We start from the raw sequence: 25,212 nt of genomic DNA, 5'->3' as shown, positions 1-25,212 counted from the left end.
TTTTATCTCAAACTAGCCAAGAAGTCTGTCTTCGACTAATTCGATTTCATTCTTTAATTTTGCAATAAATTTGAGCTTTCTAACTCGATCTGCCGCGTCTATCCAAGCATTATCAGAGAGTTCTTGTTCTACAGCTTTTAGTTGTTGTTTATACATTTTGCTGACCTTTCCCTCAAATGCAAATAATGCATCTTCAGGGTCTGAGCCAGAGGCGATATCTTCAAGCTCTTCTCTAAGCTCCATTTGCTCCATAAGGAACATAGGATCTTGCATGGTTTGCTGTTCACTACGGATATCAACATCATGTTGAAGCAAGATATATTCAGCGCGTTGAATTGGGTTCTTCAATACCTGATAAGCATCGTTAATTTGAGCGGCTTTTTGAACTGCGAGTAAGCGATCACGCTCTGAAGCGGTCGCAAAATTATCCGGGTGAAACTGACGCTGTAAATCTCTAAATTGAGAAGAAAGAAGGCTACCATCCAGTGAAAACTGAAGTGGTAGCCCAAATAATTCAAAGTGATTCATGTGAAAACCAATCCTAGAATTTAGGCTCGACTCCGAGCCTAATTGCTATCGACACACTTACCAATAGTAAGTGGCACGCTCATATCGAGTAATGTTACACGTTGAAGCTTTCGCCACAACCACACTCGCCTTTCGCGTTAGGGTTGTTGAACTCAAAACCTTCGTTTAGGCCTTCTTTCACATAATCTAGCTCTGTACCGTCAAGGTAAACTAAGCTTTTAGGATCAATAATAACCTTAACACCTGAGTGCTCAAACACCTGGTCCTCTTCGTTTAATTCATCAACGAACTCAAGTACATATGCCATACCCGAACAGCCAGTCGTTTTCACTGCTAAGCGTAACCCGATACCTTTACCACGGTTATCTAAGAATGATTGAACGCGGCTTGCCGCCGTATCTGTCATGGTGATGGCCATACTACAACCTTGTGCTTTTATTATTAAAATAGAACTCAGGAGGGAGCCAACCCGACTCCCTAGACTTTCTTACTGCGTATCAGCGATTAACGCTTTTTCTTGTAATCCGCAACAGCTGCTTTAATTGCGTCTTCAGCAAGAATTGAACAGTGAACTTTCACAGGTGGAAGTTCAAGCTCTTCTGCAATTTCAGAGTTTTTGATTGCAGCTGCTTCATCAATACTTTTACCTTTAACCCACTCTGTTACTAGTGAGCTAGAAGCGATTGCGCTACCACAACCGTAAGTTTTGAATTTAGCGTCTTCGATAATACCTTCTGGTGTTACCTTGATTTGCAGTTTCATTACGTCACCACAAGCTGGTGCACCAACCATGCCGCTACCTACACTTGGGTCTTCTTTATCAAACGAACCTACGTTACGTGGGTTTTCGTAGTGATCAATTACTTTTTCGCTATAAGCCATAATAGTTACCTCGAATCCTCTATATCCTTGAGATTAATGATGAGCCCACTCAACGGTGTCCAAATCAATCCCTTCTTTATACATATCCCATAGAGGAGACATGTCGCGTAATTTGTTTACTGCTACACGAATCTGTTTGATTGCGTAGTCCACTTCTTCTTCCGTTGTAAAACGGCCGAATGAGAATCGTACTGAGCTGTGTGCAAGTTCGTCATTTAGACCAAGAGCACGTAGCACGTATGAAGGTTCTAAGCTTGCAGAAGTACATGCAGAGCCAGAAGATACTGCTAGATCTTTTAGAGACATCAACAGAGATTCACCTTCAACAAACGCAAAGCTCACGTTTAAGTTGTGCGGTACACGCTGGTCTAAATCGCCGTTCACTGTCACAGCTTCTAGATCGATAACGCCATTAAGCAGACGTTCACGCAGTGCTTTTGCGTGTTCAAAATCTTTTTGCATGTCTTGCTTAGCAATTGCAAAAGCTTCACCCATACCAACGATTTGGTGAGTCGCTAATGTACCAGAACGGAAACCGCGCTCATGGCCACCACCGTGCATTTGTGCTTCAAGGCGAATACGAGGCTTACGACTTACGTACAATGCGCCGATGCCTTTAGGACCGTAAACTTTGTGAGCAGAAAGTGAGATTAGATCTACTTTCATTTCTTTTACGTCTAGTGGGATTTTACCCGCAGATTGTGCCGCATCAACGTGGAATACGATTTTGCGAGAACGGCATAGCTCACCGATTGAAGTGATGTCTTGAATTACACCAATCTCGTTATTAACGTGCATGATAGAAACAAGTACAGTGTCATCGCGCATTGCGTCCTGAAGCTTGTTTAAATCAATGATGCCATTAGATTCAGGCTCTAAGTAAGTTACTTCGTAGCCTTCGCGCTCTAGTTGACGACATGGGTCAAGAACCGCTTTATGCTCGGTTTTACAGGTAATAATATGCTTACCTTTCTTACCGTAAAAGTGCGCTGCACCTTTAATAGCTAGGTTATCTGATTCTGTCGCACCAGATGTAAATACAATTTCACGTGGATCAGCGTTTAGTAAATCAGCAATTTGCTCACGTGCATTATCTACTGACTCTTCTGCCTGCCAACCGTAACGGTGTGAACGAGAGGCTGGGTTACCGAAGTTGCCATCCATCGTCATGCACTGAACCATTTTTTCAGCAACACGAGGATCAACCGGACAAGTAGCTGAATAGTCAAAGTAAATAGGCAGTTTCATTTTCTACTCCAATGTAAAAACTGACCGCTAAGAGCGGGCATTAACGCCATGTGGCGCTGCACTAATCGATGTAGTGCTCGTATTTTTCTGTGCAAAACCATGATTGATCGCTAGGTTTATATCCTGACGATCAGAAATTTCTAAGACTTCATTATCTTTCATTAGCTCACCAAGCGTAATGTTATTTAAGAAGTCACTGATGCGCGCGCTTAAATCATGCCAAAGAGTATGCGTTAAACAACGGCTACCACCCTGACAGTTGCCTTTGCCGCTACATTTGGTCGCGTCAACAGATTCATCGACAGCAGAAATAACGGTTCCGACGGCAATATCATGCGCATCAGCCCCTAAGCGATAACCACCGCCAGGGCCGCGAACACTTGCTACTAAGCCCGCTTTGCGTAGCTTAGAAAACAACTGCTCTAAATAAGATAACGAGATACCCTGGCGTTCCGAAATATCAGCCAGAGGTACTGGGGTCTTTTGCGAATGCAGTGCCACATCTAGCATGGCTGTTACCGCATATCTTCCTTTAGATGTTAGTTTCATACCACACCGTATCCACATTGTTTATGTGGTTGGAAGTTTTTCATACCCGACCATTTTGGTCAAGTATTTATTTGACTATTTTAGTCAGGTATTTATCCCTTTTTAGAATAAGGTTTCTATTTTTTGTTATTTGCTTTTTCTATAGAGGTTAAAATGCCACGCAATGTGTTGATTTCCTGAAGCTCAGGACGCGCACGACTAAACAAGCGGCGCAGCTTGTTCATAACCTGACCTGGTTTATCCTGTGAGATAAACTGGGTATCAATGATCACTTTTTCAAGGTGCGTATAGAACATTTCTAGTTCTTTATGACGCGGATACTCATCTTGCTCTTGAGGTGGGTACTGACTAGCAACTTTATTTAAGTGTGCAACTCGAACTTCGTAGCTCAGCGTCTGAACAGCCATGGCTAAATTAAGCGAACTGTACTCAGGGTTAGCTGGAATGCACACATGATAGTGGCATTTCTGCAGCTCTTCATTTGTCAGGCCGGTTCGTTCTCTACCGAACACTAAGGCAACAGGGTGCTTTTCCCCTTCGACCGCAAACTTCTCGCCACATTCGCGAGGTTCTAGCATCGGCCACTCCAATGTTCTAGAACGAGCACTTGAGCCGACGACTAAGCCGCAATCAGCGATGCCTTCATCAAGTGTTTTGACAATCACTGCATTTTCCGCGATATCACCCGCACCTGCTGCCAAAGCCATAGTTTGCTCATCAACCTCACATTGAGGATCAACTAGTACCAGTTGGCTCAATCCCATTACTTTCATTGCACGGGCTGCAGACCCAATATTTCCAGAATGAGAAGTTCCAACCAGAACGACTTTCACATTATCTAACATGCTAAATGACACCACTTATAAATGAACCGCGAGATATTACCACATCACTCAGTAAAATGGTCAGGCCCTTCCCGATATGTGAAATTAACAGTTCAAAAAATAACCACTTCCATTTCTTTGAAACTTTGATATACTCGCCGCCGCTAAAAATCGTTCTTTAACATCTTGTGGGAAAAACCATATGCATCCAATGCTAAACATTGCGATACGCGCTGCGCGTAAAGCAGGCAACCATATTGCTAAATCGCTAGAAACTGTTGATAAAATCGAAACAATTCAAAAAGGTAACAACGACGTAGTTACTAACATTGCTCAAGAAGCTGAGTACATGATTATCGAAACAATCAAGAGTTCTTACCCAGAGCACAGCATTGTTGCAGAAGAAAGCGGTCTTACTGAAGGTAAAGACTCTGATGTTCAATGGATTGTTGACCCACTAGATGGCACGAACAACTTCGTAAAAGGCTTCCCACACTTCTCAGTTTCTATCGCTGTTCGCATGAACGGTCGTACAGAAGTTGCTTGTGTATACGATCCAATGCTAAACGAGCTATTCACAGCTCAACGTGGTGCTGGCGCTCAGCTTAACAACGCTCGAATGCGTGTTAACCAACTGAAAGACCTTCAAGGTAGCGTTATCGCAACTGGTTTCCCATTCAACCAGAAGCAACACTCTGAATCATTCATGAAGATCATTTCTGGTCTATTCATCGATTGTTCTGACTTCCGCCGTACTGGTTCTCCAGCACTTGACCTATGTTACTTAGCTGCTGGCCGTGTAGACGGTTACCTAGAACTTGGCCTTAAGCCTTGGGATATGGCTGCTGGTGACCTGATCGCTCGTGAAGCAGGTGCAATCCTAACTGATTTTGCAGGCGGTACTGAGTACATGAAGTCTGGTAACATTGTAGCTTCAAGTGCACGTGGTGTTAAAGCTATCCTTAAGCATGTTCGCGAGAACAGCAATGAAGGTATGCTAAAGTAATCCATAGCCCGTCACGCTGATTACTGAAAGCCCTGCTCTATGAGCAGGGCTTTTTTATACCTAAGAAAAACACCTTTCAACCCGCCCTTCTTAAAAGTATTTCCGTAAATACCAAATACAAAAAAACCGCCAGTTTCCCAGCGGCTTTATTTGAACCTTCGAAAGCCAAATTAACTCTTATGGCATCTCGTCAAATTCTTCGCCTTCTTTCTCGATTTGAGGTGGCATTAAGTGCTCACGTGTAATACCCAACTTCATCGCTAGGGCTGAGGCCACATAGATAGAAGAATAAGTACCAACGGTAATACCTAATAGAAGCGCGGTCGCGAAACCGTGAATCATTGCGCCGCCTTGAGTAAACAAAGCAATCACAACGAATAATGTCGTACCAGACGTGATCAAAGTACGGCTCAATGTTTGAGTAATTGAGCTGTTCATAACTTCAGGTGCTTCACCTTTACGCATCTTGCGGAAGTTTTCACGGATCCGGTCAAATACCACGATGGTATCGTTGAGTGAGTAACCTACTACCGTAAGCAATGCAGCAACGATAGTTAAGTCCACTTCAATTTGCATTAATGAGAACACGCCTAACGTGATAATCACATCGTGCGCCAGTGCCAATACCGCACCCGCCGCTAAACGCCATTCAAAACGTACCGATACGTAAATCAAGATACAGATCAGTGATACCAAAATCGCAAGGCCACCAGCTTCAGTCAGTTCATCACCAACGTTTGGACCTACGAACTCGATACGACGCATTTCTACTTGCTCGCCCGTACCTTGCTCAATCGCAGATAAGATTTGGTTGCCCAACGTTTCGCCCGCCACACCGTCACGAGGACGAAGGCGAACCATCACATCACGAGCTGAACCAAAGTTTTGAACGGTTGCATCACCAAACCCTTTTGCTTCTAAAGCGCTTCGGATATTTTCTAGGTTCGCAGGTTGTTCAAAACCTACTTCAATCAAAGTACCGCCTGTAAAATCTAAACCCCAGTTCAACGATTTAGTTGAAAGTGTAAAGATTGCCGTACCAATCATGAGGATAGATAAGACGAATGCGACTTTTGACCAACGCATGAAGTCGATCAATTTGTCCGCTTTCATTATTTGAAACATAATTAAATCCAGCCTTAGATCGACAATTTCTTAATACGCTTACCGCCATACATTAGGTTCACGATACAACGTGTACCTACAATCGCAGTAAACATAGAAGTGATGATACCGATAGATAATGTCACCGCGAAGCCTTTAATCGCACCAGTACCTACAGCAAATAGGATGATAGCGGTTAAGAGCGTGGTGATGTTCGCATCAGCAATAGTACTAAATGCGTTCGCATAACCTTGGTGAATCGCTTGTTGAGGATTGCGTCCTTCCCGGATTTCTTCACGAATACGTTCAAAAATGAGGACGTTAGCATCCACCGCCATACCAACCGTTAATACGATACCGGCAATACCAGGAAGCGTCATTGTCGCGCCTGGGATCATCGACATCACACCGATAATAAGGACAAGGTTCGCCATCAGTGCAACGTTAGCGATAAAACCAAACTTACGGTAGTAAAGCAGCGTAAATAACATTACCGCAGCCATACCCCAGATCATCGCCATAATACCCATGTCGATATTCTGTTGACCCATTGAAGGACCAATCGTACGTTCTTCAACAATTGAGATTGGCGCAATCAAAGCACCTGCACGAAGTAATAGCGCAAGGTTGTGCGCTTCAGCCGCTGAATCAATACCTGTGATACGGAAGTTACGACCAAGTGCAGACTGAATCGTCGCTTGGTTAATCACTTCTTCATGTTTATCAAGAATGACTCGACCTTCTGGTGTTTTACGACCGCTGTCTTTGTACTCAGCAAAAACCGTCGCCATTAGCTTGCCAATGTTTTGGCGAGAGAATGCTGACATTTTGCTGCCACCTTCGCTGTCTAGCGAGATGTTAACTTGCGGACGACCATATTCATCAACACTTGAGCTTGCATCAGTAATACTTGAGCCGCCTAAAATAACGCGTTTCTTAAGTACCACAGGGCGACCATCACGATCTTGCTTGATTTCGCTACCCGCAGGGGCACGACCTGAAGCCGCTGCAGCAAGATCTGCTGAGCTATCCACTTCACGGAATTCAAGAGTCGCCGTCGCACCAAGAATTTCTTTTGCACGAGCAGTATCTTGTACACCAGGAAGTTCCACTACGATACGGCTAGCACCTTGACGTTGAACCAAAGGTTCCGCTACACCAAGTTCATTAACACGGTTACGTAGAATGGTGATGTTCTGTTCAACCGCGTAATTGCGGATTTCTTGTAAACGAGCGTCTGTAAAACTAGCAATAAGAGAGAAACGACCGTTAGATTCAGAATCGACAAACAGCATATCAGGGTGCTTAGACTCAAGCAGTGATTTCGCTTTGTCTAATTGCTCTTCGTTACGCAGCAATACTTCAACCGCATCTTTGCCAGATGGGCGAATAGCACGATAACGAATTTTTTCTTCACGAAGTTCACTACGGAATGCTTCTTCTTGCTGACCAACCAGTTTTTCCATCGCAGCATCCATATCCACTTCCATTAAGAAGTGAACACCACCACGAAGGTCAAGACCAAGCTTCATTGGTGCTGCACCAATGGATTCAAGCCAATCAGGAGTCGAAGCGGCTAGGTTTAACGCAACAATTACGTCTTTGCCTAATGCTTCAGAGATCACGTCACGAGCGCTGATTTGAGTATCAGTATCGTTAAAACGAACAAGAATAGAACCGTTTTCGAGTGCAACGGATTTATGGGAAAGGCTCTCTTCATCAAGAGCTTTGGTGACAGCATCCAGCGTAGACATATCTACAGAGGCGCCACGCGCCCCTGTAACTTGAACTGCCGGATCTTCACCATATATATTTGGAAGAGCGTATAGCGCTGCGATAGCGATGGTAAACACCACCATCAAATACTTCCATAACGGATAACGGTTTAGCACAGCGAGGATCCTCTAGCTGTTTATAGAGATTTCAGAGTGCCTTTTGGTAGCACAGCTGTTACGAAGTCTTTTTTGATTACAACTTCATTGTTAGCGTTAAGCTCAATTGAAACGTAGTCATTATCTTCAGCGATTTTAGTGATTTTACCTACTAGGCCACCGCTTGTTAGTACTTCATCACCTTTGCCCATAGAAGACATAAGGTTCTTATGCTCTTTTACGCGTTTAGCTTGTGGACGGTAAATCATGAAGTAGAAGATTACAGCGAACATACCTAGCATGATTAGCATTTCGAAACCGCCGCCTGCTGGTGCACCTTCTGCTGCTGCGTGAGCTTGAGAAATAAACATTAAAACATCCTCTATTTATATTTTATTGATAATCCAACTAATTGGGCTGTACCCTTTCGTTTTCAAGCCCTAACTCCTTGAACAGAGATAGGGCTCGCAAAAAGATACTAAGAAACTATTTACCTAGTGGTGGCACTTCACGTCCCATTCGTGCGTAGAACTCCTCAACGAATTCTTCAAAACGATCTTCATCAATAGATTGACGGATGTCTGACATGACTCGTTGGTAGAAACGCAGGTTGTGAATGGTGTTCAGTCTTGCACCTAGGATTTCATTACAGCGATCCAAATGATGTAGGTAAGATTTGCTGTAATTCTTACAAGTGTAACAGTCACACTCTGAATCTAGAGGCGTTGTATCCGTTTTATGCTTCGCATTACGGATCTTGATCACACCTTCAGTCACAAACAGGTGGCCGTTACGTGCATTTCGCGTTGGCATTACACAGTCAAACATGTCGATACCGCGACGAACACCTTCAACTAAGTCTTCAGGTTTGCCTACACCCATTAGGTAACGAGGCTTATCTTCTGGCAGTTGAGGACATGTGTGCTCAAGGATACGGTGCATATCTTCTTTTGGTTCACCTACTGCTAGGCCACCAACCGCGTATCCATCAAAACCGATTTCAGTTAGACCTTTAACAGATACGTCACGTAGGTCTTCGTATACGCCACCTTGAACGATACCGAATAGTGAGTTCGGGTTTTCAAGCTTGTCGAAGTGGTTACGTGAACGCTCAGCCCAACGAAGAGACATCTCCATTGAATCTTTTGCTTCTTTGTGTGTCGCAGGGTAAGGCGTACACTCATCGAAAATCATAACGATGTCTGAGCCTAGATCTTTTTGGATTTCCATCGACTTTTCAGCGTCCATGAAGATCTTGTCACCGTTTACAGGGTTACGGAAATGTACGCCTTCTTCAGTGATTTTACGCATCGCACCTAGGCTGAATACTTGGAAGCCGCCTGAATCTGTCAGGATAGGACCTTGCCAGTTCATGAAGTCATGCAAGTCACCGTGCATTTTCATGATCTCTTGGCCAGGACGTAGCCATAGGTGGAATGTGTTACCTAGTAGGATTTCTGCACCTGTATCTTTTACTTCTTCAGGTGTCATGCCTTTTACCGTACCGTAAGTACCAACTGGCATGAATGCAGGTGTCTCCACCGTGCCACGTTCAAACTGAAGCTGACCACGACGTGCACCAGCGTTTGTTTTTTTAAGTTCGTATTTTAATTTCACGAAGCCTCCAATATGCCAGAGAAACAATCTGACTGTTAATTCAGAACCTTAACGTTAAGATTCTATGAGGAGCGGTCGCGGATTCCTTGCGAGAGATAAAGCAGCGTTTCTACCCAATCTCCTAGCCTACTGCTAGCACCCGTAAATTCTTATTTATAGCTGGTTAAAATTAGCTCGTTTTCTTATTGATGAACATGGCATCGCCATAGCTAAAGAAACGATATTCATTCTTCACCGCGTGATCATACGCACCCATTACATTTTCATAGCCGGCAAATGCGCTCACTAACATAATTAACGTTGATTCAGGCAGGTGGAAGTTAGTGATCAAGCAATCAACTAACTGATACTCATAGCCAGGGAAAATAAAGATTTCTGTGTCACCAAAGAAAGGCACTAACTCTGTACCATTTTTTAGTGCATCTTGCGCTGCACTCTCTAAAGAGCGAACCGATGTAGTACCAACAGCAATAATACGCCCGCCGCGCGCCTTAGTCTCAGCAATTGAATCGACAACTTCTTGCGGTACTTCAACGTACTCTGCGTGCATGTGGTGATCGTTGATGTTGTCCACTTTTACTGGCTGGAATGTGCCTGCACCCACGTGCAAAGTCACGTACGCAAAATCCACGCCTTTCGCTTTAATTTGATCAAGCAAGTTATCATCAAAGTGAAGACCTGCCGTTGGTGCGGCTACTGCACCTGGCTTTTCATTATAAACCGTTTGATAACGCTCTTTATCTGCGTCTTCATCAGGGCGGTCAATGTACGGTGGTAATGGCATATGGCCAACATCGTTCAAGATGTTTAATACGCTGTCATCTGAAGTAAAACGAATTTCGAATAGCGCATCATGGCGAGCCACCATTTCAGCTTCATATTCATCGTTTTCACCTAAGAAAAGCTTCGTACCCGGCTTTGGTGATTTCGAGCAGCGTACATGAGCAAGAATACTTTTTTCATCCAGCATTCTTTCAACAAGCACTTCTAACTTACCGCCAGATTCTTTACGACCGAATAAGCGAGCAGGGATCACTCGAGTATTATTGAATACCACTAAATCACCTGGCTGAACCAGATCTAATACGTTCTTGAAAGAACCGTCCGTTAATGCACCTGTATTGCCATCTAGTTGAAGCAGTCGGCTAGCGGTACGTTCCTCTTGAGGGTAGCGAGCTATCAGCTCGTCAGGTAGTTCAAAGTGAAAATCTGAAACTTGCATTGTTCTGGTCTTGTCTCGTTGGTAAAGAATATGACGCGAGTAAATTTTTCGCAGTGGGCTAGTATAGGCGTACCCCACGCAATAGCAAGGATTGATGGGGCTGATTATTGTAAATAGGCGTAAAAATTGAGCCGAAAAATCAGTAACAATTTCAAACGAAATTTATTGTCAAAACCTGACTTAAAAATGAGTTAGCTCTCAGATATTTACGGCGGAAGAAACTATAGTTTAAGTAACTCATAATGATAAAGGAGGTCATGATGATCAAAGTTGAAGATATGATGACTCGAAACCCTCATACGTTGTTGCGCTCACACACCCTAGCGGATGCCAAAAGCACCATGGATGCACTAGATATCCGTCATATTCCAGTCGTAGACGCAGACCGACAATTGCTCGGTGTTGTTACTCAGCGAGATATTTTGTCAGCTCAGGAATCCAGCTTACAGAATATCCCTAGTGCTCAGTCTTTTACTCTTTCTACACCACTCAAAGATGTTATGCATACTAACATCATGACTGTCGAACCAAGAGCTGGTTTGAAAGAAAGTGCCAAGTATATGCAGAAGCATAAAGTGGGTTGTTTACCGGTTGTTGAGCACAACGAATTAGTGGGTATTATTACCGACAGCGACTTTGTGTCTATCGCGATTAACTTGCTAGAACTACAAGAAGAAGTCGAGCCTGAAGAATTAGAGGTTGAAAACCAGCAAGTCTAATGACCGTTTCATAAAGCGGTGTCGGTTAAGGTTAGGCAGCCTTCTTTATGCAGAGGGCTTTCCGGTGTGATGCCTAAACCTTTGGGAATTGCCACCTAATCAAATATCTCTCTTACCACCGCCGCTTTGTTTTTTTGATACTTTGCTTTCCTAAATCAAGCAATACTCCAATACCCCGTCTATATTTTACTAATCGTTTTGTTAATAACAGTGTACACCGAGCAGGGTTGCGCTCGATGAAAGGTTACTACGGGAAGTATTGCTATGAGTCTGAAAAAATTACTTACGCTAGGTTTTGGCGTCATCCTTGCGTTAATCTTGGTTATCTCAGTCGTCGCGTCTTTACGTTTTTTTCAGTCTAGCGATGGGTTTAACACATACCGCTCACTCGCACTGACCAGTGTATCGACAGGCCGAGTTCAAGCTAATATTTTGGAGGCTCGCTTAGCGGCACTGAAATACATTAAGAGCCCAAACGGCAAACACATTGAAAATCTCAACAAGCGCATTAGCACATCTCTCGACCTCATCAATGATGTACTGAATTCACACATTGATGATTCTCATAAAAACGACTTCAACTCAATCAAAGACCAGCTAAATCAATATAAACAAGGCTTTGAGAAAGTTGTCCAGTTAGTCAACACACGCAATCAATTAGTATCAAACCAGCTTGATCCTTCCGGCTTAGCAATGAGACAAGCCGTCACTAACTTAATGACTCAGGCGTCAGTGGAAGAAGATTTAGAAGTCGCAATCAGTTCAGGGAAACTGCAAGAGCACGTACTGCTTTCTCGGCTTTACGCCTCTAAGTTTCTAACAGACAACAAGTCTGAAGACGCTATGCGTGCCAATAAAGAATTTGGTCTAGCGATGGAGCTTGGTAAAAAAATTGAATCCCAATTAATGTCATCTCAACAACTGGCTTACGTGTCTGACTTCAACCGTTCATTTAATACCTACAGTGCGACTTTTAATGACGTAGTACAGACCATCAATGAAAGAAACGGCATCATTTCGTCCACGCTTGATGTCGTTGGTGTATCTGCCGCTCGAACCATAGAAACTATAAAACTTTCAACAAAAGATAAGCAAGATTCTGTTGGACCCAATATGGTTGAACGCTTTGCCAATGCCCAAATCATTTTGGTCATCCTTTCGATAATCGTCATCATTATTGCACTTGGGATCGCCGTGGCTATTTATCGCAGTGTGCTCAAAGTTGTTGGTGGTGAACCAAGTGATATCCAAACGATTGTTGAAGAGGTGGCGTCGGGCGATCTCTCCAAACAAATTTCAGTTACCGGCAATGAAACAGGTATCTATTCGAACATATTGCAAATGCGTCAGGAATTACGCCGTATTATCGATGGCTTCCATCAAATTTCGGATAATGTATCTTCGGCCTCAGTCGAACTTGCTGCGGTCATGACGGAAACGGAAAGTAACGCGCAACAAGAGTTAAGCCAAATGGAGCAAATCGCCACCGCCATTAATGAACTTTCAAGTACAGCGGGAGAAGTCAGCCAGAATGCAGCGAACGCAGAAAACGCAGCAACGGATGCTACGTCTAACGTAGAAGTTGGTGGGCGTTCACTAGACTCTTCTGACGAAGTATCTCGGAAAGTCGAAAACTCCATTGAAGAAACTTCAAAAATTGTGAATCAGTTGCAGGAGTACTCTGTAGAAATAGGTACCGTTGTTGAAGTGATTAACTCAATTTCTGAGCAAACCAACTTACTCGCACTTAATGCTGCTATTGAGGCAGCCCGTGCGGGTGAACAAGGTCGTGGCTTTGCGGTTGTTGCCGATGAAGTTCGCTCATTAGCTGCAAAAACACAAAAGTCGACCGTCGATATTCAAGAGATCATCTCTCGATTACAAACCCAAGCAAAAGATGCGAACCAATTTATGCAGTCTAACTTATCACTGGCTGAAGACTCTCGCAGTTTCAGTGAGCAACTGCGTTCATCATTCACCTCAATCAGCCAATCTGTAAGCCTAATCTCAGATATGAATACGCAAGTGGCGACGGCCTCTGAAGAGCAATCGGGAGTGACACAAGATATATCTCAAAACGTTTCTCAAACTTTTGACATTGTTAATCAGAATGTTTCCGGTATCCAAGAAAGCAAAAAGGCCAGCGAAGAACTGTCATCACTGGCCGTCAAACAAAAAGACTTGTTGAGCTTCTTTAAACTATAACCAGTTCATACTTGGTTATCTCCATAAAAAAGGAGCGGCACTAAGGCCGCTCAAATGGATTGATTATAGTTATTATTGGTTAAGAGAATCGTCAATTAAGAGAATTGCTCTTCTTCTGTGGAGCCAGTTAACGCTGTTACAGATGAATTACCACCTTGGATAGTATTCGTCATACGGTCGAAGTAACCAGTACCCACCTCTTGTTGGTGCGCAACGAATGTGTAACCTTTTTCTGCAGCTTCAAACTCTGGACGTTGTACTTTCTCAACGTAGTGACGCATGCCTTCACCTTGAGCATAAGCGTGAGCTAATTCGAACATGTTGTACCACATGTTATGGATGCCCGCTAAAGTGATAAACTGGTACTTGTAGCCCATATCAGAAAGCTCTTGCTGGAACTTGGCAATCGTTTCTTGATCTAGATTCTTCTCCCAGTTAAACGATGGTGAACAGTTATAAGCTAACAGCTGATCAGGGTATTTAGCGTGAATCGCTTCTGCAAATTTACGAGCTTCTTCTAAACATGGTGTTGCAGTTTCACACCAAATTAAATCAGCATAAGGTGCGTAAGCTAGACCGCGTGAGATAGCTTGGTCAATACCAGCATCTACTTTGTAGAACCCTTCAGATGTACGCTCACCTTGGATGAACTCACTATCGTATGGGTCACAGTCAGAAGTCAGCAAATCAGCAGCATTCGCATCTGTACGAGCGATTACGAGCGTCGTTGTACCCGCAACATCAGCAGCTAGACGAGCAGCTACTAGTTTTTGTACCGCTTCTTGAGTAGGGACTAAAACTTTGCCTCCCATGTGACCACACTTTTTAACTGAAGCTAACTGATCTTCAAAGTGAACACCAGCTGCGCCAGAGTCGATCATATTCTTCATCAATTCGTAAGCGTTAAGTACACCGCCAAAGCCAGCTTCTGCATCCGCTACGATTGGTAGGAAATAATCAATACCACCTTCATCTTCTGGAGTCTTACCGCTCGCCCATTGGATTTGGTCTGCACGACGGAATGAGTTGTTGATGCGTTTAACCACTGAAGGTACTGAATCTACAGGGTATAGAGATTGATCAGGGTACATAGTTGAAGCCGTGTTGTTATCTGCAGCAACCTGCCAGCCAGATAAGTAAATCGCTTCAATGCCCGCTTTTGCTTGCTGAACCGCTTGACCACCAGTCAATGCCCCCAGACAGTTCACATAACCTTTCTTAGATGAACCGTTGACTAGCTCCCAAAGCTTGTCTGCACCACGTTGTGCCAGTGTATTAGCTGGTACAACTGAGCCACGTAATTCAACTACTTCTTCGGCTGTGTAAGTACGTTTCACGTTTGCCCAACGCGGGTTTGTTGCCCAATCTTTTTCCAGAGCTTCGATTTGTTGGCGGCGAGTTAATGTCATGGTCTATCCCTCTCATTATGAGCGCTTCTTGCGCTTTGTCGTCCTTTCCTTGATCAGTACTACAAAACCTGATGTCGAAAGCGAATGTTCACGTTATTGGATGTAAAATTGTTATAAATATTATGATGTTACTAGCTTCTATAATTACGTTTACCCAAATTAATCTAGGTAGTCGTAACCTGGAATTGTTAAAAAGTTAACGAGTTCGTCACTGGTGGTGAGGCGAGCCATCAGCTTTGATGCCTCATCAAAACGGCCATTGGTAAAGCGCTCTTCGCCAACTTCCTCTTTAACCACAAGAATTTCTTGTGCTAAATAATCTTCAAAAAGTGTTTTAGTCACGACTTGGCCGTTATCAATCTTTTTACCGTGCTGAATCCATTGCCAAATTGATGCTCTCGAAATCTCGGCAGTTGCCGCATCCTCCATCAGTCCATAGATAGGCACGCAACCGTTGCCAGAAATCCAAGCTTCAATGTATTGCAGCGCGACTCGAATATTGTGGCGCATGCCTTGCTCAGTGATTGCTCCGTCACATGGCGCAAGCAGCTCTTCCGCTGTGATTGGCGCATCTTCGTTTCGACTGATATCAAGTTGGTTAGAACGTTCACCTAACGTTTCATCAAAAACAGCAATCGCGGTGTCAGCTAAGCCAGGGTGTGCTACCCATGTACCGTCATGTCCATTATTGGCTTCCAGTGATTTATCGTTATGTACTTTATCGAGCACCTGTTGATTCGTTTGTGGATCTTTTGCTGGGATAAAGGCGGCCATACCTCCCATAGCAAATGCTCCACGTCGGTGACACGTTCTTACCAATAGTCTTGAGTAAGCGTTTAGGAACGGTTTATCCATAGTGACCACTTGGCGGTCGGGCAACACTCTGTCTGAGTATTTACGTAAGGTTTTGATATAACTGAATATGTAATCCCAACGACCACAATTAAGGCCTACAATGTGTTCTTTCATAGAAAAAAGTATTTCATCCATTTCAAACACTGCCGGTAACGTTTCAATCAAAACCGTTGCTTTAATCGTTCCGGTATCAAGGCCAAAGTAATCTTCTGTGAAATGAAATACGTCACTCCACCATTTCGCTTCATGGTGAGACTGAAGCTTAGGAACGTAGAAGTATGGGCCGCTGCCTTTCTTCAATAGAGTTCGATAGTTGTTGTAGAAATAAAGTGCGAAATCAAACAGAGCTCCAGGGATAACAGCACCGTTAAACGTCACATGCTTCTCACGAAGGTGTAGCCCACGCACTCGGCAAATCAATACCGCTGGGTCGTCAGTTAACTGGTAGTGTTTGCCATTGCTAGGGTTGGTATAGCTAATCGTACCCGCGTTGGCATCACGAAGGTTCACCTGGCCATCTAGCACTTTGTCCCATGCTGGCGCCATTGAATCTTCGAAGTCTGCCATGAACACTTTTACGTTGGCATTCAGTGCATTAATCACCATTTTTCGATCGGTAGGTCCGGTAATTTCTACTCGGCGATCTTGCAGATCTTGGGGGATCCCTTGTATTTTCCAGCTGCCTTCTCGGATATCTAACGTATCTTCTAAGAAGTCCGGCATTTGTCCAGCATCAATCGCAGCTTGTTTCACTTCCCTTGCAATGAGTAGCTCGTCTACTTGTGGCGCGAACTTTTCACAAAGCAAAGATAAAAAGGTTTGGGCTTCTTTAGGGAAAATAGCTTGATGTTCTGGTGAAAGGGTACCAGTCACCTCAAGCATGCCTTCGTTATTTGGCTGTGCACTTTTATTTTTTGTGCTTTCTGGTAAGTGTTCAGTTGATTGAGCAAGCATAGTCCCTTTCCTTTTCCGACATTTGTAAGTTTTAAACCACAAAGATTATTCAATTCCATTTTGGATTCTTTAAGGTTCTTGTCTGTCTACACCTATTAAGTTGACTCAGCTAGAAAGTGTTTACAACCCTTAGATAACTAGACATAAGTCTTAACTGGCATGCATTTAACTTACAACAACATTGGATAGAGTAAAAGTTCTAAAGTTAACAAATGGTTAAATTCAAAGTTTTATTCGGTTGTACTTAACCCTTTGAAAAAGACACCAAAAATGTAACCAATTACGTAATTAAATTACATTAAGTTTTACACTTAAAACACGTTTCAAACGCATGTTCGAAACAATGAGTGTGATATGAGTTTCTTATAAAACAGCAGGTTAGATGCTATATATGGATAACTTTTAAACAGAAATCCAATTTAGTACTGTAAAATAGCGATTGTGAAGTTATTGAATTTTATGAAAGCTTCATCAAAATTTACCTGTAAAATTTTACAAGTTAAATAACACTCTCAGAATAAAATGCTAAAAAGCTCACTAGAACTAGTGAGCTTTTTACGTAAGACCATCAGCTAAAGCAGTTCAGATACCACTTCCGCTAATTGATGAAAAGTTTCTCTTCTTGAGGAGCTAGGCCTCCATACAAGTCCAATATCGCGATATGCCTGCTGGCCAGGAGGGTCAATCACAACCAAATTTTGATTTTCTAGAAGGCCATGATCGATCGCCATTTGTGGGATAAAGGTCGTCCCTAGGCCATTCGCCACCATTTGAACTAAGGTATGCAAGCTCGTCGCTGTAAAAGGGTTTATTTTTTCACGTTCCGTTAATTTGCATGCGGAAACGGCATGCTCGGTAAGGCAATGTTCATTTTCAAGTAAGAAAACTGATTCATCAGGCAAATCATCGTATTTAATAGGTACACGTATCCCATCGACTTGGTTTCGACTAATCACCATGCGAAATGGATCTTGCCCCACCACCTTACTTTCCATGTTCGCGATGTCGACGGGCAATGCCAAAATCAGTACATCTAATTCGCCGTGTCTCAAGGCTGCCAATAAGTTTGTTGTCGTATCTTCGCGTAACAGAAGGTTAAGTTGAGGGAATCGTTGGTTAGCTTCTTGGACTAAGTCGCATAACAGGAATGGAGCAATTGTCGGGATACACCCTACTTTCAATTGCCCTTGCATGGTCTCACCTTGGCAGATCTGCCCAAGCTCAACCAAATCTTGTCCTTTAGCTAACAATTCACGACCATGCTGAACCACCAGCTCACCCGCCTGAGTAAAGACTAATGGACTCTTCTTGTCTTTTTTTTCATAGAGGGGACAGCCTATCAATTCTTCTAAGTTTTGAATCCCTTTGCTTAAGGTAGATTGACTGACAAAACATCGGTCTGCTGCATCACTAAAATGTCGGGTTTCATGTAGAGTCACGAGATAATGAAGTTGTTTTAAGCTCGGCCACTTATTCATGCAATTACTCTGTCATATGAAGGAGATAGTGTGAATGGATTATTGATTATACTTATCGCTTTTTTCGATTAAGTTAATCTATTTAATTCGCTTTTTTCTATAGTAACTTTTGTACTATAGTTTGTCGCGTAGAAACGAAAGCCCAAACAAAGATGTTTGGACATTAATTTTTTAGGAGATTCCAAAATGGTACTAGTAGGTCGTCAAGCCCCTGACTTTACTGCTGCAGCAGTTCTAGGTAACGGTGAAATCGTTGATAACTTCAACTTCGCAGAATTCACTAAAGGTAAGAAAGCGGTTGTTTTCTTCTACCCACTAGACTTCACATTCGTTTGTCCTTCTGAGCTAATCGCTTTTGACAACCGTCTAGAAGATTTCCAAGCTAAAGGCGTTGAAGTAATCGGTGTTTCTATCGATTCTCAATTCTCTCACAACGCATGGCGTAACACTGCTATCGAAGATGGCGGTATCGGTCAAGTTAAGTACCCTCTAGTTGCTGACGTTAAGCACGAAATCTGTAAAGCATACGACGTTGAGCACCCAGAAGCAGGCGTTGCTTTCCGTGGTTCTTTCCTAATCGATGCTGACGGTCTTGTTCGTCACCAAGTTGTTAACGATCTTCCACTAGGTCGTAACATCGACGAAATGCTGCGCATGGTAGACGCACTAAACTTCCACGAGAAGAACGGTGAAGTTTGTCCTGCACAATGGGAAGAAGGTAAATCAGGTATGGACGCATCTCCAAAAGGTGTTGCAGCATTCCTATCTGAGCACGCTGACGACCTAAGCAAGTAATTACCTCTTAAGCCCGAACTCAACACGGGTCAATGGTTGGATGAATCTCTATAAAGAGAAATAAAGCATAAGCTAACAGCGCAAAGCGCACCGCCAATCAGTTAAGAAGTAAAGTCCTTATAAAAGCCCGAAGTTAACCGCTTCGGGCTTTTTTATATCAGCTAATCCTGCCGGTACCTAAAGAGGCTTAAAAGAGGCAGTGAAGAAGCGAAACTTTACCTCTATTCTCCTATCGTGTGACGATGTTTTCCATTTCTCGCGCTGTTATGATCAAGCTTCTGCTCCCTTTTAGACGACATTAACATGCCCATTGAAATTGAAGTTTGTATCGACAATATGGAATCCCTTCACCATGCTATTGATGGCGGTGCTGATAGGATAGAACTGTGTTCCTCACTCGCCCTTGGAGGCTTAACACCAAGTGTTGGCCTGATGAAACGTGCTGCAATAGCCTCGACCGTTCCAGTCTATGCCATGATACGCCCTCGCCAAGGAGATTTCATTTTTAATCAAGATGATATTAAATGCATGATTGACGATATTCATGCGGCAGGACAAGCAAAGCTACATGGCGTCGTGCTGGGTGCCCTCACCCCAGATGGCGAAGTAGACATGATCACGATGAAAAAGCTTGTCGAAGTCGCCAACCACTACCAATTGGGGATAACCTTCCACAGAGCCATAGATCAATGTAGAGACTACAAGACCTCCCTTGAAGCTGTCATATCTCTTGGTTGTGAACGAGTTTTAACTTCAGGGTTAGCAACCACCGCCGAAGAAGGTGTGGAAGTACTGAGTTCAATGGTCAAATTAGCGAATCATAGAATCGATATAATGGCAGGCGCTGGAGTCAATGCCGACAACGCTGAAAAACTACTAACCTTAAGCCATGTACCGGCACTCCACTTATCAGGCAAGTCCACCAGAAAAAGTTACATGACATTCCAGTCAAGCGCTCAAATGGGGAAAGCGGAATACGATGATTACGTGATTCCAATCACCGATTCATCTCAGATCCGAGCCATAAAAACGGTTGTTCAAAAGTACTAAAGATATTCCTATCACATAGCATGACATTGGGTAGACGCAACTCTCTATCAGTTAAGTTAGAATTGCTTATATAGGACTTCACGAATAGTAGACTGATAGCAATGGCAAAGGATTTATTTAGCACTTTAGATCTCAATTTATTGAGAACTTTTTTAGTGGTATATCAAGAAAAGAACACGCGTAAAGCATCCGAAAGGCTGTTTGTCTCTCAGCCTGCGGTAAGTCAGGCTCTGCAAAAACTTCGCCATCACTTTGACGACGAGCTATTCGTAAAGGTTCACAGAGGACTAGAGCCAACATCTTTCTGTGAACAATTGGCCAATAGCATTACGCCTTATTTTGATGGTTTAGAAACCGCTCTCAACGCATCTAACCAGTTCGACCCGAGCGCCATAAACCACAGGATCAGATTAGCTTTATCCCCTGTGGTACTAACGTGTCTTTCCGGAACATTATTCAAACGAATTAAAGCTAAAGCCCCAAATGCCCAGCTCGAACTACTTAGCTGGAGTCAATCCACACAAACAGATATTCAAAAAGGTACCGTAGACCTAGGAGTGAGTTACATCATTCCTAACTCAAGCAAAGAAGTTTACGCAAAAAAGTTGATCGATTTGACTGGTCGAATTTTCGTAAGGGAAGGACACCCTGTCAAAAAATCAGTCATAGAACCTAAAGATATGGCGGGGTACGAAATTGCCTCAATGATATCTCCAGGTTGGAATGACACTTTTAGTTATACCGCCCAATTGTTGGATCGTTACTCAATTGAAAATAAAGTTGGTTTCCGATCTGAGCTGATTATGGCCATTATTGACGTGGTCCTTCATACCGATATGTACATGCCTCACTCCAACCTTTTCCCTGTTGAAAACTATACCGGCTTGAGAGCTATTGATGTTCAGATAGAAAATAAACCGTTTCAAGCCCCAATACATGCGCATCTCCATGTAAAAAATCGTAATGCTCCAATGACTAACTGGCTTTTCGATGAAATTCAGGATGCTCTTACAGAACAGTCCAATAAGCAAAACTTATAACAATTATACAAACACCTACTTAGAATAAAAATAAAACACTGTTTAATATTCTATTCATCGACAGGGAGTCAGTACAAACAGTGCAAACTAAGTAGGGATGCTCAATATTTCTAATACTATTGAGAGTGTATCAATGAAAAAATCAATTATTGCAGTATCTCTAGCCACTGCGTTTTCACTACCTGCATTTGCAGATATCAACATCCAAAATCCAATTGAAGGTACTCCTTCAAATCCGATTGAGCTACCAAACCCAGCTCAGCCGATTGAGCACACACCAACTCAACCTCAGTTGCCAGTACAACCAACTTTGCCAGAACCTAGCAATCCAATTGAATTGCCAAAACCAACTCAGCCAATTGAGCACACGCCAACTCAACCTCAATTGCCAGTTCAGCCGACGTTGCCAGAGCCTAGCCACCCGATTGAGTTGCCAAAGCCATCACACCCAATCGAGAAGCCAACGCCGTCTCAACCGATAGAGCAAACGCCAACTCAGCCTCAACTACCGGTTCAGCCTACATTACCAGAGCCAAGTCACCCAATCGAAGGCGATGACATTGACGTGCCAGATATTTCAGGCCCAACAGAAGCTGAGCGCTCTTCTGCGCTAGAAATGAGCTTTGAAGCAATGGCTGCTGAATACAGCGGCAAATTCAAAGAACATGAAGAACAAATGGATGGTATCCGTGCAAGTTTGCACGCAGTAACTAACGCACGTCCATTTGTTGCTGACGGTGAATTTGCTATCGGTGCTGGTGTCGGCTTCGCGGGCTCTAAAGAAGCACTAGCGTTAGGTGGCGCTTATGGAATCAATGAAAACCTAAGTGTTTCTGGCACGTTCCACTATGAGACATCAGGTAAATACTCTTCTTCAGATGTAGCTGGCGGCGTTGGTCTTCAGTACAGCTTTAAATAGAGCACTCTCTCCCTGCTAGGGACAGCGGGGAACTTCATTATAAGGACGTGACAAACATTGTAGTGCCGGACGCACTATCCACTTATTCCGAGAGTCGCATGAAATTATTCAAATCCATCGCCACAGTCATCACTATAACTGCGGCAACTACCGCATTAGCACAACCCCATTATCAAGGTCACCGAGTCGGCGTAGGTGTATCTACAGGTTACCAAGAACATTACCTATCAAGTTACCCGTCTTCAGATATTGGTAGTGGTTTGAAGCTTGAATACGGTTATGACATTAACCGAATTGTTGGCTTCAATCTTTCATTTGAAAAAAATGCCGACGAGATAACACTCAATAACAACAAGTACGAAACAGACCTCAGCGCATTAAAAGTGGATGCTGATATCGGTTACACATTTAAACTTCAGGAACTCAGTCTAAAGCCTTATGGGGCTATTGGGTTTGCCCACATTAAAGATAAATTGACCGTGACTAGCTCGGGAGGCTCTAGCTCTATCTCGGCCACTGACACTTCTATCCTTAGCGGCATTGGCTTACGCGCCAATTTTGATTTTGGTCTTTATACCGATCTACGGTTCAACTATATGATGATTGACGACTACGACTTGAATCAAACCTCGTTGACTGTAGGTTACAAATTCTAAACTAAACACAAGATCATTGATTGAAAATACAACTATGACGCTACCATTAATAAGCTCAGGTTATTAAGGCTATAACCAATAGCATTTAGCCTTATTTTCAATCCATTCATAAAATAGCGCTATCAACCTGACCACATGAACATCATTCAATGGTAAGTCAGGTATATGGAAATGCAATACGCCACGGTCGGCCATCAAATTAGTCTCGGTGGTAATATGAAAATCAAAACTCTTCTTCTTAGCCTTGCGCTTTCTTCCACTGCGGTATCAGCCAGTGGTTTACACCTTTCCCCTGAACTAAAACTGGGAGACTTCCACGGTTTTGGTATCCAAGTTGGCGCTTCCGACATGCTCGATTTGGATGCCGTGTATTTTAGCTATTCTGAAACTTGGTATAAAAAAAATAGCTATGATGAGACCATCAACACTTATCGATTAGGGATGCAGCAACTGCTTGGCTCATCGAAAAAGCATGGTTTCCAAGCTGAAATTGGGCTAGCCGACTACGATGGTAAAAGAGGCTCAACGAATGAATCAAAAAGTGCGACGGGATTGAGTCTTGGCGGTGCGTATGTGTATCAAGCGACAGAAAATATCGGCTTGAGAGCTGGATTAGATTTTAACTTTTTTGATCACAACAAAACATTCGAGCTCTACGATACGACTGGAAACCTCAACTTAGGCGTCAACTTTAGCTTTTAACCGTTAACTAACGCCTTTTATAGCTCAGTTATTTCAGTACATCATCAATACTTTGTTCGCCTAAATGGCGAACATCTTTTCCCTTCACAAAGTAGATGATGTACTCACAAATATTCTGACAACGATCTCCCACCCGCTCAATCGCACGTGCCGACCACATAACTTGTAAAATATTCGGAATATTTTTTGGGTCTTCCATCATGTAAGTCATCAATTGTCGAATAACAGCTTCATATTCTGCGTCTAATTTATCATCCAACTTATGAACTTCTGCTGCGGAATCAACGTCCATTCGAGCAAAGGCATCTAATACCTGATGAAGCATAGTAATCGCCTGACGGCACAATGGTTCAAGAGACACGTGGAATTGTTGATTCTTCGAAGACGGTGACTCTATGGCAACGCGAGCAATTTTAGTTGCGACATCACCAATTCTTTCAAGGTCAGTAATGGTTTTAATGATCGCCATAATAAGGCGCAAATCCTTCGCTGTCGGCTGACGTTTAGCGATAATACGAGTACACGCTTCGTCAATCGAAACTTCCATCGCATTCACTTTATGATCATCACGTACCACCTTCTTAGCTAATTCATCATCAGCTTTATGCAGCGCTTGCATTGCGAACGAAAGTTGCTGCTCAACTAAGCCTCCCATGGTTAAAACATGAGTACGAATAGATTCCAACTCGACATTGAATTGACCAGAGATGTGACGACCAAATTGCATGTTTGTTCCTTATTCTATGAAAGGGAGTTTGACTATCCGTATCGACCTGTAATGTAGTCTTCCGTTTGTTTTTTCAATGGTGAAGTGAAGATAGAGTCGGTATCTGAGTACTCGATCAACTTCCCCATATGAATAAATGCAGTATGATCACTCACTCGCGCTGCCTGCTGCATATTATGGGTCACGATCACCACTGTATATTGTGTCTTCAGCTCGTTAATCAACTCTTCAATGGTGAGAGTTGAGATAGGATCAAGCGCAGACGTAGGTTCATCTAACAGCAGAACTTCAGGTTCAATAGCTACTGCCCTAGCGATGACTAACCTCTGTTGTTGCCCGCCAGACAATCCAAACGCATTTTCATGTAGCCTATCCTTTACTTCATCCCAAAGCGCCGCTGCTCGTAGCGAGCGCTCGACAGCATCATCTAAGGTACGACTATTACTGATCCCTTGTAAGCGCAGCCCATAAACCACATTTTCATATATCGATTTAGGGAACGGATTCGGCCTTTGGAAAACCATCCCCACCCGACGCCTTAATGTGGCTACGTCGACTTTCGGGTGGTACACATTTTTTCCATGTAGGCGCACTTTCCCCGTAACCTTACAGCCTTCAACCAGATCATTCATTCGATTAATACAACGTAAAAGCGTCGACTTTCCACACCCAGACGGGCCAATGAATGCAGTAACTTGCCCTTTAGGAATGCGCATCGAAATATCATCAAGCGCTTGAGCTTCTTTATAGAACAAGTTTAGCCCTTCAATCGCAATCGCCGTTTGCTCATCACTTAAGTTATTCACATCTAACGGAGCTTGGTAGCCTAGAGTTTCATTAATTGAAAACATG

General features: G+C 43.3%; 25 protein-coding genes. 9 read left to right on the top strand and 16 right to left on the bottom strand.

Annotation, left to right across the window (positions count from 1 at the left end; all coding sequences use genetic code 11):
• Positions 1-12: 12 nt before the first annotated feature.
• The 6 genes from hscB to trmJ all read right to left on the bottom strand — a co-directional run bounded on the left by hscB (position 13) and on the right by trmJ (position 4,052).
• Entirely contained in the window at positions 13-528 is a 516-nt protein-coding gene (gene hscB / locus ACHUFI_RS15215) for a co-chaperone HscB (RefSeq protein ID WP_394250582.1), read from the bottom strand.
• A 94-nt stretch (positions 529-622) separates the two neighbouring features.
• Positions 623-946, bottom strand: coding sequence for an iron-sulfur cluster assembly protein IscA (iscA, locus tag ACHUFI_RS15210; protein WP_137359110.1), 324 nt, complete (start codon positions 944-946; stop codon positions 623-625).
• A gap of 86 nt (positions 947-1,032) precedes the next feature.
• Positions 1,033-1,410: a Fe-S cluster assembly scaffold IscU gene (gene iscU / locus ACHUFI_RS15205; RefSeq protein ID WP_004740340.1), complete on the bottom strand. Its 378-nt coding sequence runs from the start codon at positions 1,408-1,410 to the stop codon at positions 1,033-1,035.
• A gap of 33 nt (positions 1,411-1,443) precedes the next feature.
• Positions 1,444-2,658 carry an IscS subfamily cysteine desulfurase gene (locus tag ACHUFI_RS15200; protein ID WP_394250580.1) on the bottom strand — a complete coding sequence of 405 codons (1,215 nt, stop codon included), beginning with the start codon at positions 2,656-2,658 and terminating at the stop codon, positions 1,444-1,446.
• A 27-nt stretch (positions 2,659-2,685) separates the two neighbouring features.
• Positions 2,686-3,207, bottom strand: a complete 522-nt coding sequence (gene iscR, locus ACHUFI_RS15195; protein WP_394250578.1) for a Fe-S cluster assembly transcriptional regulator IscR — start codon at positions 3,205-3,207, stop codon at positions 2,686-2,688.
• A gap of 116 nt (positions 3,208-3,323) precedes the next feature.
• Positions 3,324-4,052 carry a tRNA (cytosine(32)/uridine(32)-2'-O)-methyltransferase TrmJ gene (gene trmJ / locus ACHUFI_RS15190; protein WP_394250576.1) on the bottom strand — a complete coding sequence of 243 codons (729 nt, stop codon included), beginning with the start codon at positions 4,050-4,052 and terminating at the stop codon, positions 3,324-3,326.
• A 181-nt stretch (positions 4,053-4,233) separates the two neighbouring features.
• Here trmJ and suhB point away from each other — a divergent pair, with 181 nt between their 5' ends.
• Complete coding sequence (gene suhB, locus ACHUFI_RS15185) at positions 4,234-5,037, top strand: inositol-1-monophosphatase (RefSeq protein WP_394250574.1); 804 nt, start codon at positions 4,234-4,236, stop codon at positions 5,035-5,037.
• A 177-nt stretch (positions 5,038-5,214) separates the two neighbouring features.
• Here the strand turns inward: suhB and secF are convergent, their stop codons facing one another.
• From secF to queA, 5 genes are all read right to left on the bottom strand, one after another.
• The gene (gene secF, locus ACHUFI_RS15180; protein WP_137359105.1) at positions 5,215-6,162 is read right to left on the bottom strand and encodes a protein translocase subunit SecF; all 948 of its coding nucleotides are present in this window, start codon (positions 6,160-6,162) and stop codon (positions 5,215-5,217) included.
• 14 nt (positions 6,163-6,176) lie between these two features.
• Entirely contained in the window at positions 6,177-8,033 is a 1,857-nt protein-coding gene (gene secD, locus ACHUFI_RS15175) for a protein translocase subunit SecD (protein ID WP_394250572.1), read from the bottom strand.
• Positions 8,034-8,053: 20 nt separating this feature from the next.
• On the bottom strand, positions 8,054-8,383 hold the full coding sequence (gene yajC / locus ACHUFI_RS15170; RefSeq protein WP_137359103.1) for a preprotein translocase subunit YajC: 330 nt from the start codon (positions 8,381-8,383) through the stop codon (positions 8,054-8,056).
• A 115-nt stretch (positions 8,384-8,498) separates the two neighbouring features.
• On the bottom strand, positions 8,499-9,629 hold the full coding sequence (tgt, locus tag ACHUFI_RS15165; RefSeq protein WP_394250570.1) for a tRNA guanosine(34) transglycosylase Tgt: 1,131 nt from the start codon (positions 9,627-9,629) through the stop codon (positions 8,499-8,501).
• A 169-nt stretch (positions 9,630-9,798) separates the two neighbouring features.
• Positions 9,799-10,851 carry a tRNA preQ1(34) S-adenosylmethionine ribosyltransferase-isomerase QueA gene (gene queA, locus ACHUFI_RS15160; RefSeq protein WP_394250568.1) on the bottom strand — a complete coding sequence of 351 codons (1,053 nt, stop codon included), beginning with the start codon at positions 10,849-10,851 and terminating at the stop codon, positions 9,799-9,801.
• A 260-nt stretch (positions 10,852-11,111) separates the two neighbouring features.
• On the opposite strand from queA, the gene ACHUFI_RS15155 reads away from it, so the two are divergent.
• Both ACHUFI_RS15155 and ACHUFI_RS15150 read left to right on the top strand, forming a co-directional pair.
• A complete protein-coding gene (locus ACHUFI_RS15155; RefSeq protein WP_394250804.1) occupies positions 11,112-11,570 on the top strand; it encodes a CBS domain-containing protein in 459 nt (152 codons plus the stop codon).
• Positions 11,571-11,834: 264 nt separating this feature from the next.
• Complete coding sequence (locus tag ACHUFI_RS15150) at positions 11,835-13,775, top strand: HAMP domain-containing methyl-accepting chemotaxis protein (protein ID WP_394250566.1); 1,941 nt, start codon at positions 11,835-11,837, stop codon at positions 13,773-13,775.
• 95 nt (positions 13,776-13,870) lie between these two features.
• On the opposite strand, the gene aceA is transcribed toward ACHUFI_RS15150, so the two are convergent.
• The 3 genes from aceA to ACHUFI_RS15135 all read right to left on the bottom strand — a co-directional run bounded on the left by aceA (position 13,871) and on the right by ACHUFI_RS15135 (position 18,471).
• Positions 13,871-15,184, bottom strand: a complete 1,314-nt coding sequence (gene aceA / locus ACHUFI_RS15145) for an isocitrate lyase (RefSeq protein WP_394250564.1) — start codon at positions 15,182-15,184, stop codon at positions 13,871-13,873.
• 159 nt (positions 15,185-15,343) lie between these two features.
• Positions 15,344-16,921: a malate synthase A gene (gene aceB, locus ACHUFI_RS15140; RefSeq protein ID WP_394250802.1), complete on the bottom strand. Its 1,578-nt coding sequence runs from the start codon at positions 16,919-16,921 to the stop codon at positions 15,344-15,346.
• Between the two features lie 644 nt (positions 16,922-17,565).
• Positions 17,566-18,471, bottom strand: coding sequence for a hydrogen peroxide-inducible genes activator (locus ACHUFI_RS15135; protein WP_394250562.1), 906 nt, complete (start codon positions 18,469-18,471; stop codon positions 17,566-17,568).
• Between the two features lie 186 nt (positions 18,472-18,657).
• On the opposite strand from ACHUFI_RS15135, the gene ACHUFI_RS15130 reads away from it, so the two are divergent.
• From ACHUFI_RS15130 to ACHUFI_RS15105, 6 genes are all read left to right on the top strand, one after another.
• Positions 18,658-19,266 (top strand): peroxiredoxin C, encoded by a 609-nt coding sequence (locus ACHUFI_RS15130; protein WP_017053745.1) that lies wholly within the window; start codon positions 18,658-18,660, stop codon positions 19,264-19,266.
• Positions 19,267-19,569: 303 nt separating this feature from the next.
• Entirely contained in the window at positions 19,570-20,316 is a 747-nt protein-coding gene (locus tag ACHUFI_RS15125; RefSeq protein ID WP_394250559.1) for a copper homeostasis protein CutC, read from the top strand.
• A gap of 101 nt (positions 20,317-20,417) precedes the next feature.
• Positions 20,418-21,356 carry a LysR family transcriptional regulator gene (locus ACHUFI_RS15120; RefSeq protein ID WP_394250557.1) on the top strand — a complete coding sequence of 313 codons (939 nt, stop codon included), beginning with the start codon at positions 20,418-20,420 and terminating at the stop codon, positions 21,354-21,356.
• Between the two features lie 133 nt (positions 21,357-21,489).
• A complete protein-coding gene (locus ACHUFI_RS15115; RefSeq protein ID WP_394250555.1) occupies positions 21,490-22,275 on the top strand; it encodes a YadA C-terminal domain-containing protein in 786 nt (261 codons plus the stop codon).
• 98 nt (positions 22,276-22,373) lie between these two features.
• Positions 22,374-22,931 (top strand): porin family protein, encoded by a 558-nt coding sequence (locus ACHUFI_RS15110; RefSeq protein WP_394250553.1) that lies wholly within the window; start codon positions 22,374-22,376, stop codon positions 22,929-22,931.
• A 216-nt stretch (positions 22,932-23,147) separates the two neighbouring features.
• Complete coding sequence (locus ACHUFI_RS15105; RefSeq protein ID WP_394250551.1) at positions 23,148-23,633, top strand: hypothetical protein; 486 nt, start codon at positions 23,148-23,150, stop codon at positions 23,631-23,633.
• Positions 23,634-23,661: 28 nt separating this feature from the next.
• On the opposite strand, the gene phoU is transcribed toward ACHUFI_RS15105, so the two are convergent.
• Together phoU and pstB are read right to left on the bottom strand one after the other, a co-directional pair.
• A complete protein-coding gene (gene phoU / locus ACHUFI_RS15100) occupies positions 23,662-24,360 on the bottom strand; it encodes a phosphate signaling complex protein PhoU (protein WP_394250549.1) in 699 nt (232 codons plus the stop codon).
• A gap of 32 nt (positions 24,361-24,392) precedes the next feature.
• Complete coding sequence (pstB, locus tag ACHUFI_RS15095; RefSeq protein ID WP_394250545.1) at positions 24,393-25,211, bottom strand: phosphate ABC transporter ATP-binding protein PstB; 819 nt, start codon at positions 25,209-25,211, stop codon at positions 24,393-24,395.
• Position 25,212 lies beyond the last annotated feature (1 nt).

Source organism: Vibrio profundi (assembly GCF_043642225.1).
GTDB lineage: Bacteria > Pseudomonadota > Gammaproteobacteria > Enterobacterales > Vibrionaceae > Vibrio > Vibrio profundi_A.
Note: the sequence above shows the minus strand (reverse complement) of the source record. Positions and strands in the feature narration are given on the sequence as shown.